Origin of the sequence: Streptomyces hawaiiensis (assembly GCF_004803895.1) — a bacterium.
Lineage (GTDB): Bacteria > Actinomycetota > Actinomycetes > Streptomycetales > Streptomycetaceae > Streptomyces > Streptomyces hawaiiensis.
In genome coordinates this window covers 3818151-3832849 of sequence record NZ_CP021978.1, presented here as the reverse complement: position 1 = coordinate 3832849, position 14699 = coordinate 3818151, and the positions used below count along the sequence as shown (strand labels likewise).

Sequence of the window (14699 nt, the reverse complement as noted above, 5' to 3'; positions counted from 1 at the left end):
AAGCACGGACCTCCGGTGTACCCCGCGGCCGTTGGGCGACAATGACGACGAAGGCCCGGCCGCGCGAGTCGAGGGGGACGTACGGATGGCGCAGGCGAGACCGTCCATGCAGGAGCTCATACGGCAACGAGGCCGGGCCGGGTTCGTCGGCCGCTCCGCCGAACGCGCCGCCTTCCGCGCCAACTTCGGCACCGCCCCGCACGACGAACGCCACCGCTTCCGCTTCCACCTGCACGGCAACGCGGGCGTCGGGAAGACCTTCCTGCTGCGGGAGTGGGAGCACATCGCCCGCGAACAGGGCGCGCTGACGGCGTACGTCGACGACAGCGCGGGCAGCGTGCCGGAGGTGATGGCCGAGATCAGCCGCCAGTTCGCCGCCCAGGGCAGGCGGTTGAAGGAGCTGGACCGCCTGCTCGCCGCCCACCGCGAACGCCGGCACGAGGCGGAACTGGCCGCGCTGGCCCTCCTGGACACGCAGCCGGAGGAGAACGGGCCGTCCGCCGGCGGCAGGATGGTGGCACGGGCCGGGGTGGTCGCCGCGGGCATGGTGCCGGTGGTCGGCCCACTGGCGGGGATGCTGGACGCCGAACAACTCGCCCACGTCGCCGACCGGTTGCGCGCGAGCCTCATCACCCGCTTCCGCAACCACGAGGACCTCCAGCTGGTCCTCGCCCCCGAGCAGGTGCTCACACCGGTACTCCTGCGCGAACTGTCGGACGCGGCCGAGCCGTGGATCGCCCTGTTCCTGGACACGTACGAGCGGACGGGCCCGTACCTGGACCCCTGGCTGCACGAGACGATGACGACGGACCGCCACGGCGGGACGCCCGCCACCACGGTGGTGGCCACGGCGGGCCGGACCCCCCTGGACCCGGCCCGCTGGGGCGGGCTGGCGGACTTCGTGACGGACCTCCCGCTCGCCCCCTTCACGGAGACGGAGGCACGCGGCCTGCTGGCCGCCAAGGGCGTGACGGCCGAGCCGGTCGTCGAGGAGGTGCTGCGCCTCACCGGCGGCCTGCCCGTCCTGGTCTCCACCCTCGCCGAGTCCCGTCCCGCCGACCCCGACGACGTGGGCGACCCGAGCGCGACGGCCGTGGACCGCTTCCTGAAGTGGGAGGAGAACCCGGCACGACGGGCCGCCGCCCTGGCCTGCGCGCTGCCGAGGCGGCTGGACGGCGATGTGTTCCGGGCGGTGGCGGAGTGCCCGGAGGATGATCTGGAGCACGTCTGGTCGTGGCTGCGGGGGATGCCGTTCGTCACCGACCGCGACGGAGAACGCCTGCGCTACCACGACGTCGTGCGGGCACCGATGCTGCGCGCGGAACGCCGCCGGTCCCCACGGGGGTGGGCGCGGCGGCACCGCGCGCTGGCGGGGTTGTTCAGGAGCTGGCGGGAGGAGACCGCGGCAGGCCGCGCCACCGGTGAACTCTGGGCGGACCAGACGTGGCGGGAGCTGCGGCTGGAGGAGACGTACCACCTGCTGTGCGCCGGGGAACGGGACGCGCTGCCGCAGGCGTTGCGGGACTTCGTCCAGGCGTGCGAGGCGGGTGCGGGAGCGGCCGGGAGGTGGGCCCGTGCGCTGCTGGACGCCGGAGTGGACGCGGACGCGGAGGCGGCGTCCCGGTGGGGCACCGAACTGACGGCGGCCCTCGAAACGGAAGGGGTCACCGCCGCACTCGGGCTGCTGCTGCGCCGTGCGGGACTCGACACACGGACTCAGGCCAGGGCCCGGATCGTCCGGGGCGACGCACTGCGCGGCGACGGCGCGTACGCGCAGGCCCTCACCGAGTACGACCGGGCCGTCGCCCTGGACCCGGAGTCGGCCGTCGCGCACCGGAACCGGTCCGGGATCCGGGGAGACCTGGGCGACCACGACGGGGCGATCGCCGACCTGGACCGAGCCGTCGCGCTGGAACCGGGCAACGCCTGGTACGTCGCCCTGCGCGGTGAACACCACCGGATCGCCGGACGCGACGCCGACGCGCTCCGGGATCTGACCGACGCCATCCGCCTCGACCCGGCCCTGGAGTTCGCCTGGGCCTCCCGGGGCGCCACGCACGAGCGCGCCGGAGACCAGGACGCGGCCCTCGCCGACCTGGGCCGGGCCCTGGACCTCGACCCGGACTACGCCTGGGCACTCGCCCGCCGCGCCCGGGTGTGGCGCGCGCTGGGCGATCCCCGCCGCCAACTGGCCGACCTCGACCAGGCCCTGGCCCTGAACCCCGACTGGCCCTGGGCCCGCTGCGCACGCGGCGACACGCTGCGCGCCGCCGGCCGCGACGCGGAGGCGGTCGCCGACCTCGACATCGCGCTGGCCCTGGACCCCGCGTACACGTCGGCGTACGCGAGCCGGGGCGCGTCCCTGGCCGGCCTCGGCCGCCACGTGGAGGCGCTGGCCGACCTGAACCGGGCGGTGGAGATGCGCCCGGGCTACGTCTGGGCACTGTGCCGCCGGGCTGTGCTGCACGCCGTCACAGGGCGGACGGAGGAGGCCCGGGCCGATGTGGAACGCGTACGGGAACTGAATTCCGAGGCCCTGGAACGGCTTTCGGATACCGACCGCGCGGTACTGGCCCCGGTACTCGCCGGGTGAACGGCATGCGAATTACCTGTGTGTAAGCGTAATCGGGTCGTGACGCGATCCCGGCCCGTCGGGTAATATCCGAGTCAAGAGGCTTGTGCTCCGGTCGAGTTATTACCTGGGAGGTGTGCGATGGTGCGGCGGCTGATCCCCGATGAATCCTGCCACCTGTCGGCACATGCGCTCCCGGACCACAGCCGTCCCCGGTGCCAGCGCGTTTCTGCCTGACCGGTCTCTCATTTTCCCCCTGTAGCACCCCTTCAAAAACCCCTGCACGCAAAGGAGACGTCCGTGTTCGACGAGCGCAAAGAAGCGGAAATGAGGCTGTACTCGGAAAAGCTTGCGCGGGAACTCGCCCTGAAAAAGGAGCGCGAGGAGACCGACGAGCCGAACGAGACTCCTGAAACGCCCCTCGCCCAGAACTGAGAGAACACGCCCCGCCCCGGGCAGCGGTTCCTCGCCACCATCTCGCCCATACGGTCCACCGGGCCCGCACTCCTGGCTCTGGTCCACCACGAAGCGACTGCTTCGTGCCCTGTCATCCAACCTCATCCGTACCGGCCCGGGCCGTGTGACGGATCCCTCACCGGGCCCCTGTACCGAAGGGTCGCTCCAGTGCCTCACCAGGGCCGATCGTGGGCGGCATGAGTGAGCAGCGCAGGGCGTCCGAGGAGGCCCGTGAGATCCGCCGGTTCTGGGGCCGGCTCGGGCTCCCCGGACTGATCGACGTCCACACCCACTTCATGCCCGAGCGGGTCCTGCACAAGGTGTGGGACTACTTCGACACCAACGGGCCGCTGATCGGCGGGATGCAGTGGCCGATCACGTACCGGAAGGAGGAGGTGGAGAGGGCGGCACTGCTGCGGGACTTCGGCGTGCGGGCCTTCACCTCGATGCTCTACCCGCACAAGCCCGGCATGGCGAGGTGGCTGAACGGCTGGGCGGCCGACTTCGCCCGCCGTACCCCCGACTGCCTGCACACCGCCACCCTCTACCCCGAGCCCGACGTCGAGAGTTACGTCCGTGAGGCCGTCGAAGCGGGGGCGCGCGTGTTCAAGGCCCATGTGCAGGTGGGCGCGTACGACCCGGCCGACGAGCGTCTCGACCCTGCGTGGGGTGCGCTGGCCGAGGCGGGGACACCCGTGGTGATCCACTGCGGCTCCGGGCCCGCGCCCGGCAAGCACACCGGCCCCGAGCCCGTCGCGCGGGTGCTGGCGCGGCACCCGAAGCTACGGCTGATCGTCGCCCACATGGGCATGCCCGAGTACGACGAGTTCCTCGGCCTCGCCGAGCGGTACCACCAGGTGCGGCTGGACACGACCATGGCGTTCACGGACTTCACCGAGGACTTCATGCCGTACCCGCGCCGGGCCCTGCCCCGGTTCGCCGCACTCGGCGACCGCATCCTGTTCGGCTCCGACTTCCCCAACATCCCCTACCCGTACCTGCACCAGCTCCAGGCCCTGGAACGCCTGGGCCTCGGCGACGAGTGGCTCCGGGCCGTGTGCCACGACAACGCGGCCGGTCTGTTCACCCTGTGAGCTGCTCGCGCACCCACGCCGGGTCGGGGTTGGTGTGTGCCCGGCCCGCCACGACGACGGTCGGCACGGTCTCGTCGCCCTGGTTGGCCGCGCGCACCGCCGCGGCCCCGGCCGGGTCCCGCCAGATGTCGACCCAGTGCAACCGGCGGGCATCCCGCCCCAGGCGGATGCGCAGCCGGAGGCAGTACGTGCAGCCCGGCCGCCAGTAGACGACCGGGCGGCCGTCGGCCGCGCTGCGCCGCTCCGCCTCCAGAGCGCCGGCCGGCCGGGGAAAGACAAGCGGCGAGTGCGCGGCCGCGAGGAGGAGGAACACCAGGAGCAGGGCCACGGCCGCACCGGTGCTCCCCGTGCGGACCAGCCCCGCCGCCCCGGCCGAGCCACAGAGCAGCAGCAGTACCGGCAGGGGCCAGGCGCGCTTCATGTCAACGAAGGGTAGCCGCCGGGCTCAGCGGAGCCGGTCCACGAACGTGTCCGTGCCCGGCACCGTCGGGATGAACGGCGCCACCAGCTCCACCCCGCCCAGGCCCGACTCCGTCACCGCCGCGTCGAGGTCCGTGAAGCAGGCGTCCCAGCACTCCCTCGGGTCCGTCTGGAGGAACCACAGCAGCGTCAGACGGGTGTCGACCCCCTCGACCTGTTTCACGTACGTCATGCGGTCGCCGGGGAGGGGCGTCGGGCTGAAGACCGTCACCAGCGCGGCCGGGGAACCCGCCAGTCGCTGGGGGAGGTGCCGGGTGCGCAGCCACTCCAGGAGGGTGGCGCGCTGCTCGGGGGTGTCCGCCTCGACGACCTGGAGGACCAGGCCGGCGTAGGGGTGGTCGAGGGCGTGGACGTCGCGGGGGCCGGCCGCTCCGTCGCGGTACACCGTCGCCTCGTGGTTCTGGAACGCCGTGAGGACGTGCGTGCGGTCGTGGTAGACGCGGGCGTCCCGGTTGAGGCGCTTGTTGATGGCGACCGTCCAGCGCATGTGGTCGTCGTAGCGGCCCGCGGTGATCCAGTACGTGGAGAGGTAGCAGCCGGCGGTGACCGGCTGGGCGATCGCCGACTTCTCGGGGTAGCGCAGGAGTTGGAGCTCCCGCGTCGCCACCCAGCGGCGGCCCGCGTACATCCAGGGCATGGCCATCGCACCGGCGTAGTAGTGGTCGTCCTCGTACCAGCGGTTGTAGGCGTACTCGTGGCCGGGATGCGGCTCGACCATGGTGATGAGGGCGTGCCCGGGGTGGGTGCCGTAGGGGCCGACGGCGGCCAGTTCGGCGTACAGCTCGCTGCGGGTGTCCTCGCTCATGCCCTTCCCCTTCGTCGGAGGCAGGCTCATACTCTGACGCTCCGTCAGATAGAACACCAGGGTCCGGTCCGGGGAGGTCCTGTCATGTCACTGCTCGCGGGGAAGACGGTCGTCGTGTCGGGGGTCGGGGCCGGCCTCGGACGGCAGGTCGCGGCGGCCGTCGTGCGGGACGGCGGGCGGGCCGTGCTCGGGGCCCGCACGGAGGCGAGCCTGGCGAAGACGGCCGCCGAGGTCGACCCCGGCGGGGCGCGCACCGCGTACCGCGCCACGGACATCTCCGACGAGGCGCAGTGCGAGGCGCTGGCGGAGGTGGCGCTGGCGCGGTTCGGAGGGATCGACGCCGTCGTTCATGTGGCCGCGCTCGACAGTCACTTCGGCGGGCTGGAGGACGCCGACTTCGAGGCCTGGCGGTCCGTCCTCGACGTGAACCTGCTGGGCACGCTGCGGATGACCCGGGCCTGTCTGCCGTCGCTCAAACAGGACGGTGGATCCGTCGTGTTCGTCGGGACGCAGTCGGCGGTGGCGGCCCCCTCGCAGGTGCGGCAGGCGGCGTACGCGGCGTCGAAGGGGGCGCTGACGAGTGCGATGTACTCGCTCGCGCGGGAGCTCGGACCGTACCGGATCCGGGTCAACACCGTGCTGCCCGGCTGGATGTGGGGGCCGCCGGTGCGGGCGTACGTGCAGTTCGCGGCGGAGTCGGAAGGCGTGTCGGAGGCGGCGGTGCTGGGCAGGCTGACAGACCGGATGGCGCTGCCGGAGCTGGCGACGGACGGAGACGTCGCGGACGCGGCGGTGTTCCTCGCGTCGGACCGGGCCCGGGCGATCACGGGGCAGTCACTGCTGGTGAACGCGGGCGAGCTGATGCGATGAGGGCGATTTCCGGCCAAGCCCGCAGCCCATGTGTCGGTTCATGTACATAAACTGAGGTCACCTCACCGAACTATTTTACGGTCTCTTGACCTTCCCCTTGCTTGCCGTGCGCACGTCACCGAACCCAGAGTTCACATGCCTGACCCTGGCGGCAGCACCGTGGAAGGGGATTCATGAACGGTCTCGACTGGGCCGTGCTCATCGGCTACTTCGCCGTGATGGTCGCGATCGGCGTCTGGTCGCACAAACGCGTCGACAACGTCAGCGACTTCTTCACCGCCGGCGGCAAGATGCCGTGGTGGCTCTCCGGCATCTCGCACCACATGTCGGGCTACAGCGCGGTGATGTTCACCGGGTACGCGGGCATCGCCTACACCTACGGCGTCACGTCCTTCGTCACCTGGTCCTTCCCCATCGCCCTCGGCATCGCCATCGGGTCGAAGCTGTTCGCCCCGCGCATCAACCGGCTGCGCTCCCGGCTCCATGTGGCCTCCCCGCTGGAGTACCTGAAGAACCGCTACGACCTCAAGACGCAGCAGGCGCTGGCCTGGTCCGGGATGCTGCTGAAGATCGTGGACGTGGGCGCGAAGTGGGCGGCGATCGCCACGCTGCTGTCCGTCTTCACGGGGATCAGCCTCAACCAGGGCATCCTCATCACCGGCGGCATCACCGCGATCTACTGCACCATCGGCGGCCTGTGGGCGGACGCGCTGACCGAACTCGGGCAGTTCATCATCCAGTTGCTGGCCGGCATCGCGATGTTCGTGGCGGTGTTCGTACGCCTCGACGACCACGGCGGCTTCTTCGGCGTGTGGGACCAGCCCGAGCTCCAGGGCCACGAGAAACCGCTGGTCGGCGAATTCGGCACGGTGTTCCTGCTCGCGTTCCTCTTCATCAAGCTCTTCGAGTACAACGGGGGCATGCTCAACCAGGCCCAGCGCTACATGGCCACGCGCAACGCCAAGGAGGCCGAGCGCTCGGCCCGCCTCTCGGCGATCCTGTGGCTGGTCTGGCCGCTGGTGCTGTTCTTCCCCATGTGGATGTCGCCGCTGCTGGTCGATTCGCAGAAGCCGGACGGCTCGGACTCCTACGCCCTGATGACCGAACAGCTCCTGCCGCACGGTCTGTTGGGCCTGGTCATCGTCGGCTTCTTCTCGCACACCATGGCCATGTGCTCCTCCGACGCCAACGCCATCGCGGCCGTGTTCACCCGGGACTGCGCGCCGGTGATCTGGGCGCGGGCCCGGACGTGGAACCAGAGCCAGGGCCTGCGGGTCGCCCGAATCGCCACAGTCGTCTTCCTCGGCCTCTCCATGGCGGCGGCGACTCAGGTCAACTCGCCCGCGTTCAAGGACATCATCACGGTGGTCATCAAGTGGGTGGCCGGTCTGATGGGCCCGATGGCTATCCCCATGATGCTGGGCCTGCTGCGCACGTTCCGCCGCTCCGGCCCCACGGCGGCCCTGGTCAGCTGGTCGATGGGCCTGCTCGCCTTCTGGCTGGTGAACTACCCGATCAACTGGAACGTCGAGGGCGGCGTGCCGCTCCAGTACCAGGTGTCGATCCCGCTGGCGGTCTCACTGGTCCTCTACATCCTCATCGGCTACATCAGGCCGGAGGACACCCCGGAGCGGCTGGCGATCATCGAGCGGATCAACACGGACGGGGACGGCGCGGCCTCGGCCACGCTCCCGACCCCGACCGGCCCCAAGGACGAGGTGGTAGGAACCGCCAGGGAGTGAACCCCCGGCCGGGCCACCCCGGCCGAGGATCTGCCGCCCGGCCTCACCGAGGACGCGCCGGGCGGCCGGCTGAGGCGGACCTTGCCGAGGGTTTGGTGGGCCGGCTCTGCGGAGGTGTGCCGGGCGGTGGGTCCCGTCGAGGGGCTGCCGCTCGGCGCCGTCGTACGGGCGGGGCCCCGCTGCGGTGGATTCGCGGGGCTGCCGTGCGGCTGCCCCGCGGATGCCCGGCGTCGTGGCGTACGGGGCCGGTCAGGCTCTCGGGTAGCGGGCGAGCCAGCCGGGGGAGGAGCCGGCCGGGCCGTGCAGGGCCGGACCCTGGGTCATCTCCATGGCGAAGTCGTCTGCGAGCTCCAGGATGGTGGGGCGGCCCTCCAGCTCGGCCAGCCAGGCCGGCGGCAAAGCGGTCTCCCCGTGCAGCGCGCCGAGCAGGCCGCCGGCCAGCGCACCCGTGGCGGCGGACGGGCCGTCGTGGTTCACGGCCAGACACAGCCCGTGCCGGACGTCGGCCGCGACCAGCGCGCAGTACACGGCGGCGGCCACGAGCCCCTCCGCCGTACCCGCCCCGCTCAGCTCGGCCACCCGCTCCGGCCCGGGCATGCCCTGCCGCACGGCACCCAGCGCATGCTGCAACGCGTCCGACACCGGCTGGTGCCCCGGCCGGGCGGCCAGCAGCCCGAAGGCCCGCTGCACGGCGCCGTCGAGGCTCTCGCCCAGCGCCAGCGCATGGACGATCACGGCGTACGCGCCCGCCGCGAGAGAGGCCGTGGGATGTCCGTGGGTCTGCGCCGCGCACTCGACGGCGAGCTGGGCGACCAGCTGCGGCTCCCAGCCCACGAGCAGCCCGAACGGGGCCGACCGGGCGGCGGCCTCGGGCCCGGCCTCACCGGGGTTCTTGGGCGCCTCCGGAGTCCCCATGGTCTCGTCGCCGAGCCCCAGCAGCAGCGCGAGGCTGGGGTCCCGCCGCGCGTACAGCCACTCCTCCCGCGCCAGCCACCCGTCTTCCTTGCGCCGCTCGTCGGGCCCCCAGTCGCGCTGCGTGGCGGCCCAGCGCAGATACGCCCGGTGCAGATCGGTCGGCGGATGCCAGGCGCCGGTGTCCCGCCTGACCTGGGCCCGGATCAGCCCGTCGACGGAGAACAGGGTGAGCTGCGTGAGGTGCGTGACGGCGCCGCGTCTGCCGAAGGCGGGGGCCAGGTCCACCAGGCCCTCCGCCCCGTGCGCCTCCCGGATCCCCTCGATGGTCAGCCGGTCGACCGGCGTCCCCAGCGCGTCTCCCACGGCCACGCCGAGCAGGGTCCCGCGCACCCGGCTGCGGAAGTCCTGCTGCTCTGTACGGCCCCAGACGGCGCCGGCAGTCGCACCCACCTAGACCTCCCCGGGGCACCGTCCATACGTACGACAGCTCAGCACTGTAATCGAACGCGAACGGTGGGCTCAGAGGGGCGCGACAGACCGGGCGGACCGGCTCAGCGCAGTTCCTCCGGGCACGGCGTCCCCCGGGGGAGCTGGTACGGCGCCGCCAGACGGTACGTGCCGGCCTTGGGGGCCAGCAGCTCCGTCCACTTGTCGCCCTGCACGTCCTCCTCCGTCTCCGCGAGGCAGCCGTTGACGTTCACGTACGTCTTCGGCTCGCCCTCGGGACGGTTCCTGGACTCCTCCGTCTCCTGCGGCGGCTTCAGGCTCTTGCCCTCCGCGTCGACGATGCTCAGCCACGGCGAGTACGGGATGCGGACCAGGATCCGGCCCGCCTTCCTCACCTGGAGGATCATCTCGCCCTGCTCGGCCCGGTCGACCACGGCGTTCGGCTCGGCCAGCGGGGTCGGAGCGGTCACCTTGAACAGCTGCCAGGTGTCGTTGCCCCAGATCTGGGTCAGATACGGCAGCCCGCGCCGCACCAGCGCCCGCTCCCGCTGACCCCCGTCACCGTCCGGCTCGCCCTTCGGCAGCACGACGTAGTGCACCGCCCAGCGCTTCAGCCACTCGTGGTAGTTCGCCGAGTTGAGGGTGTCGTCGTAGAAGAGGGGGTTGCGCTCCATGTCGGCCTGGCGGTTCCAGCCGCGGGCCAGATTGACGTACGGGGCGAGCGCGGAGGCCTCGCGGTGGGAGCGGGCGGGGACGACCTCGACCCGGCCCTTCTCGGCGCCGACCTGCTGCAACTCGTTGACGAGCGGTGCGAGCTCACGCGACCAGGACGCCGCAGGGGCCGTGTGCACGATGTCGTCGACCGACTTGAAGCCGATCCACACGCCGAAACCGCACAGCGCCACGACGATCACGTACCACTTGCGGGTGCGCGGCACCGCGAACGGCAGCGCGGCGACCAGCGCGACCCCGGCGAACAGCATCGCCAGCCGTGTGATGTTCGAACCGATCTGGGAGCTGATCAGCCACACCAGCACGACCCCCAGGCCGTACACCGCGGCCGTGAGCCGGACCGTCTTCCACTCCTGCGGGACCAGCAGGCAGGCGAGGACCGAGAACGCGAGCGGCAGCAGCACCGAGCCGATCATCATCGGCTGCGTGCCCGAGAACGGGAACAGCCACGCCGACAGCGCCACCACCGCGGTCGGCGCCAGGCCCAGCGCCCACGCGCCCGGCCGCCGCTTCTGCAGGAACAGCGCCACCGCCACCAGGCCCACGAACAGGCCCGCGACCGGCGACGCCATGGTGGCCAGCGCGGCCAGCGGCGCCGCGCTCAGGGCCTTCGCCCAGCGTTTGTACCGCCACCGGTACGGCCAGCAGAACACGACGGCGACCGCGCCGAGCGCGAACATCATGCCCAGCCCGAACGTCACCCGCCCGGACACCGCGTTGCAGAACAGCCCGAACACGCCCGCCAGCGACGCCCACAGCGGGTTGAGGACGGAGCGGCTGCGCAGGAGGAGCAGGGTCAGCAGACCGGCCGAGACCGTCCCCGCGATCATCATCGTCGTCCGCACGCCGAGCACCGACATCAGATACGGCGACACCACGCTGTACGACACGGGGTGCATCCCGCCGTACCAGGCGAGGTTGTACGCCGAGTCCGGGTGCCGGCCGACGAACTCGGCCCACGCGTCCTGCGCGGCCAGATCGCCACCGCTGTTCGCGAACGTGAAGAACCAGAGGATGTGCAGCGCTGCGGCGAGGCCCGTGATGGACAGGACCGGGTGCCGCAGCATGTGCTCACGCAGCGCCAGTACGGGGGCGGGCCACTCGAACCGCGCCCCGCCGTCACGGCCGGGTGCGCCGGTGCCTTCAGCCGTGCTGTCCGCCGCCGTGCCGTCTTGGGGCGCACTGTCCTTCGGCGCACTGTCTTCCGGTGGTTCGGGCAGGCGTATTCGCGGGCCCGGTACCGAGCCCGGTTCGGCGTCGTCTGCGCGTGTCGGCTCCGCAGTGGCCACTCGAAGGCACTCCCCGTGTCCCGTCTTCTGTTCTCGGCTTCCGCCGCCGTGCCGCGGCGAGCGGCTACCTGTCCCGATTCGGGACGCTAGCACGCACCCCGCCGGGCGGCGCCCGGACGGGCCGTTACCGGCGGAGTGCGGTGGTGCGGGGGCGCCCCGGGTCAGCCGAGGCGCGTGAGCTTGGCCGCGAAGTCCGGCTCCACCAGGTCCTTCTGGAGGGCGACCGGGACCTTCACGGCGCTGGTGGTGCCGTCGCCGACGGTGAGCGTACCCACCTTCGTACCGGCCTTGGCCGTGTGCGGCAGGTCGTCCCCGGAGAACGTCAGCTCGACGGACAGGCCCGCCCAGCCGACGGCCGTGACGTCCTTGGTGACGGCGACCGGTGTGCGGCCGCCGAGACCGTCGTCGGCGTACCCGACGACGTCGCCCTTCTTCAGGATCGTCGCCGACTCCAGCGCGCCCTGCGCGGCCCGGATCAGCTTGTCGCCCTCGTGGAGCGCGGCGCCCAGGATCGTGTTGTCCGGGCCGCCGGCGGGCTGGCGCACGACCGCGCCGATGATCCGGCGGGTCTCGCCGTTCACGTCCTTCCTGGCCGAGAAGACGAGGTTGCCGAGGGCCGACGTGGTCGTGCCGGTCTTGATGCCGGTGACGTCGTTGTAACCGACCAGACGGTTCCAGTTGTCGTGCTTGGTGCCCTTGTAGTCGACGTACGACATCATCGTCGCCACCTCGCGGAAGGCGGGCTGTTGCATGGCGGCCTTGGCGAGCTTCACCTGGTCCACGGCCGTGGAGACGGTCGTGTTGTTCAGGCCCGACGGGTCGGTGTACGTCGTGTCCTTCATGCCGAGGTCCTCGGCGGCGTCGTTCATCTTCCGCACGAACGCCTTCTCGGACCCCGCGTCCCAGCGGGCGAGCAGCCGCGCCACGTTGTTCGCGGACGCGATCAGGATGCTCTCGAGAGCTTCCCGCTCGGTGATCTTGTCGCCCTTGGTGACGTCGACGGTGGACTCCTGGCCGGCGTCGGACTGGTCCTGGGCGGCCTGGTCGATGAGGATCTTCGGGCCGTCCTCACCGCTCTTGAGCGGGTGCTCGCGCAGGATGAGGTAGGCGGTCATGACCTTGGCGACGCTCGCGATCGGCACGGGCTTCTGCTCGCCGGAGGATCCGAACGTGCCGATGCCCTGGACGTCCAGCGCGGCCTGGCCGTCGGCGGGCCAGGGGATGTCGACCTTGCCGCCCTCGAAGGTGTAGCTGTCTTCGGCGGTGAGCTCGAGGGTGGGCGCGGGGAGCGGGCGCACGCTCTGCACGACCGCGAAGACGACCACCAGCAGCAGCACCAGCGGCGTCCAGATCTTCACCCGCCGGGCCGCCGTCCGCAGCGGGGTCTCCGGGGGCGGCGGGGTGTTCGTCAGCTCGGCCAGCAGATCCAGCGGCGGCCTGGGCGGCAGCGGCTGCTGGGTGGTCCGCTCGGGGCCGACGGTGGGGACGGGCGCGGTGGCGTCGGCCGGGGCGGCCGGCTTTCTGGCCGCCTGGTCGTCCAGGGGCTTGAGCGCGACGAACTTGCTGGTCCGCTCGGCGTCCCTCTCCGGAACGTCCTTGGTCGCGCCCCCGAGCTTCAGCATGGTGGTGGGCTGATCGACCGGAGGCCGCACGGCTTTGAAAACGGCGGTGGGCTGGTCGACGGGCGGTTCGGCGGGCGGGTCGCCGGCGTCGTCGTCCGACTCGCCGGAGACACCGGCGGCTCCGCCGGGCTTCGGGGTCTTGCCGGTACCGGTGGCTCCGCCCGGCTTCGGCTCCGAGTGGCTGCCGGGCTCGTCCTTGAGGGTGCCGGCGGTCCCGGCCTTGCTGTCGGCGTCGGCGGTCTTGGCGTCCTCGGCCTTCGGCGCGGTCTTGGCCTCGGCGGTCTTCGGCGCGGCTTTGGCTTCGTCGGCCCGCTCGTCGGCGGTGTCCGCGTCAGTGTCGGTGTGTGTGTCGGCGGTCTTGGCGTCGTTGTCGGCGCGCGGGTCCGCGGGTACGGGGTTCTCGTCGTCGGCCGGCTCGTCCGCCTCGGCCTCGGCGGCCTTGGGTGCGGCCTCGGCGTCGTCGGGGACACGCGCATCCGCGGGCTCGGGGCTCTCGCCGTCGGCCGGCTTGCCCGCTTTCGCGTCGGCGGCGCCCGCGTCGGTGTCGGTGTCGGCGGCCTTGGCGTCGGCGGAGACACGCGGGTCCGTGGGTTCGGAGCCCTCGTCGTCGGTCCGCTCGTCCGCCTCGGCCTCGGCGGTGACCGCCTCGGCGGTCTTCGACGCGGCCTCGGTGTCGTCGGAGACGCGAGGGTCTACGGGTTCGGAGGCCTTCGCCTCGGCGGTGCCCGCGCTGACGGAACGGTCCGCCTCCGGCTCGTCGGCGTCGCCCTGGCCCGCCTCGGAGCCCTCGGGCGCCGCCGCTGCGGCTTCCCGGCCGTCCCGGGCGTCCTCGGAGTCGGCCTGCGCCGGCTCGTCCGTACGGTCGTCCTCGGCGTCGGCGTCGGCGGCGTCCGTGCCGGTCTGCGCGGTTGCGGTGGTCTTCCCGGCTCCGGTGGTCTTCCCGGCCTCCTGGGCGTCCCCGTCGACCTCCTCGGGCTTCTCCGCGCCCTCGGCGTCGTCCCCGGCGGCAGCAGCCGCCTCGTCCCCGTCCGCCGACGCGACCCACGCCGCGACGGCGTCCCTCAGCCGCCCGTCACTGCCCCCGGCGCCGGAGGACCCACCATCCTCGGCCCCGGCGGAGCCGGAAGCCCCCTGCCCCGCCTCAGCCGCCGCGTCCTCGGTGTCCGAGTCGCTCTCGGCCCCCTCGGCCCCCTCGGCGTCCGAGCCACGAGCAGCGCGCCCCGCGTCGTCCGCCCCATCCTCGGGGCCCGAGTCGCCGTCACCCCGCTCGGCGTCGTCCTCGGCGTCAGAGCCACGCACAGCGCGCCCGGCGTTCCCCGGTTCCTCCGCCGTCCGTGTGGACAGCACGCGGGTCGCCGTATCGGCACCGCCTCGTGCCGAGGACCTCTCCGGGTCCCGGGCCACCGCGAGCCGCGGGTCGGCGGCTTCGCTCCTGGCCTCCGGAACCGGACTCGCGCTCCCCGACGTCTTTCGTGCCGACGACTCGCGCTGCTTCGACCTGTCGGGGGACTCGCCCGCCACCGATGCCTCCTCCTCGCGCCGCACGCCCCGCGTGCGTCTACCGAACCGTGAACCGCCGCCCGTGACACCGCTGTGGCGCTGTCCGAACCATGTACCAGTGTCCTGTGTGCGGGCCAAACCCATCCGGTAGACGAGAACGACATACCTACTGGTT

At 72.2% G+C, this 14699-nt stretch carries 10 protein-coding genes; 5 read left to right on the top strand and 5 right to left on the bottom strand.

What is annotated here, in order from left to right; translation table 11 throughout:
• Positions 1-106: 106 nt before the first annotated feature.
• The 3 genes from CEB94_RS17475 to CEB94_RS17470 all read left to right on the top strand — a co-directional run bounded on the left by CEB94_RS17475 (position 107) and on the right by CEB94_RS17470 (position 4122).
• On the top strand, positions 107-2593 hold the full coding sequence (locus CEB94_RS17475) for a tetratricopeptide repeat protein (RefSeq protein ID WP_246111827.1): 2487 nt from the start codon (positions 107-109) through the stop codon (positions 2591-2593).
• Between the two features lie 279 nt (positions 2594-2872).
• Positions 2873-3007, top strand: coding sequence for a hypothetical protein (locus CEB94_RS41715; RefSeq protein ID WP_281292506.1), 135 nt, complete (start codon positions 2873-2875; stop codon positions 3005-3007).
• 218 nt (positions 3008-3225) lie between these two features.
• Positions 3226-4122 carry an amidohydrolase family protein gene (locus CEB94_RS17470; protein ID WP_175433120.1) on the top strand — a complete coding sequence of 299 codons (897 nt, stop codon included), beginning with the start codon at positions 3226-3228 and terminating at the stop codon, positions 4120-4122.
• On the opposite strand, the gene CEB94_RS17465 is transcribed toward CEB94_RS17470, so the two are convergent.
• On the bottom strand, positions 4112-4543 hold the full coding sequence (locus CEB94_RS17465) for a glutaredoxin domain-containing protein (protein ID WP_175433119.1): 432 nt from the start codon (positions 4541-4543) through the stop codon (positions 4112-4114). The genes CEB94_RS17470 and CEB94_RS17465 overlap by 11 nt on opposite strands.
• Before the next feature lie 24 nt (positions 4544-4567).
• A complete protein-coding gene (locus tag CEB94_RS17460) occupies positions 4568-5407 on the bottom strand; it encodes a hypothetical protein (protein ID WP_175433118.1) in 840 nt (279 codons plus the stop codon).
• A gap of 84 nt (positions 5408-5491) precedes the next feature.
• On the opposite strand from CEB94_RS17460, the gene CEB94_RS17455 reads away from it, so the two are divergent.
• Together CEB94_RS17455 and CEB94_RS17450 are read left to right on the top strand one after the other, a co-directional pair.
• Positions 5492-6277, top strand: a complete 786-nt coding sequence (locus tag CEB94_RS17455) for an SDR family oxidoreductase (RefSeq protein WP_175433117.1) — start codon at positions 5492-5494, stop codon at positions 6275-6277.
• A gap of 173 nt (positions 6278-6450) precedes the next feature.
• Positions 6451-8019 (top strand): sodium:solute symporter family protein, encoded by a 1569-nt coding sequence (locus CEB94_RS17450; protein ID WP_175433116.1) that lies wholly within the window; start codon positions 6451-6453, stop codon positions 8017-8019.
• 249 nt (positions 8020-8268) lie between these two features.
• On the opposite strand, the gene CEB94_RS17445 is transcribed toward CEB94_RS17450, so the two are convergent.
• The 3 genes from CEB94_RS17445 to CEB94_RS17435 form a co-directional block, all read right to left on the bottom strand.
• A complete protein-coding gene (locus tag CEB94_RS17445) occupies positions 8269-9384 on the bottom strand; it encodes an ADP-ribosylglycohydrolase family protein (RefSeq protein ID WP_175433115.1) in 1116 nt (371 codons plus the stop codon).
• A 101-nt stretch (positions 9385-9485) separates the two neighbouring features.
• Positions 9486-11402 carry a TgpA N-terminal domain-containing protein gene (locus tag CEB94_RS17440; protein WP_175433114.1) on the bottom strand — a complete coding sequence of 639 codons (1917 nt, stop codon included), beginning with the start codon at positions 11400-11402 and terminating at the stop codon, positions 9486-9488.
• A 161-nt stretch (positions 11403-11563) separates the two neighbouring features.
• Positions 11564-14323, bottom strand: coding sequence for a D-alanyl-D-alanine carboxypeptidase (locus CEB94_RS17435; protein ID WP_425472458.1), 2760 nt, complete (start codon positions 14321-14323; stop codon positions 11564-11566).
• Positions 14324-14699: the final 376 nt, after the last annotated feature.

Coding starts and splice junctions, on each gene's coding strand:
- CEB94_RS17475 (WP_246111827.1), top strand. CDS start 107: ATGCAGGAGCTCATACGGCAACGAGGCCGGGCCGGGTTCGTCGGCCGC.
- CEB94_RS17470 (WP_175433120.1), top strand. CDS start 3,226: ATGAGTGAGCAGCGCAGGGCGTCCGAGGAGGCCCGTGAGATCCGCCGG.
- CEB94_RS17465 (WP_175433119.1), bottom strand. CDS start 4,543: ATGAAGCGCGCCTGGCCCCTGCCGGTACTGCTGCTGCTCTGTGGCTCG.
- CEB94_RS17460 (WP_175433118.1), bottom strand. CDS start 5,407: ATGAGCGAGGACACCCGCAGCGAGCTGTACGCCGAACTGGCCGCCGTC.
- CEB94_RS17455 (WP_175433117.1), top strand. CDS start 5,492: ATGTCACTGCTCGCGGGGAAGACGGTCGTCGTGTCGGGGGTCGGGGCC.
- CEB94_RS17450 (WP_175433116.1), top strand. CDS start 6,451: ATGAACGGTCTCGACTGGGCCGTGCTCATCGGCTACTTCGCCGTGATG.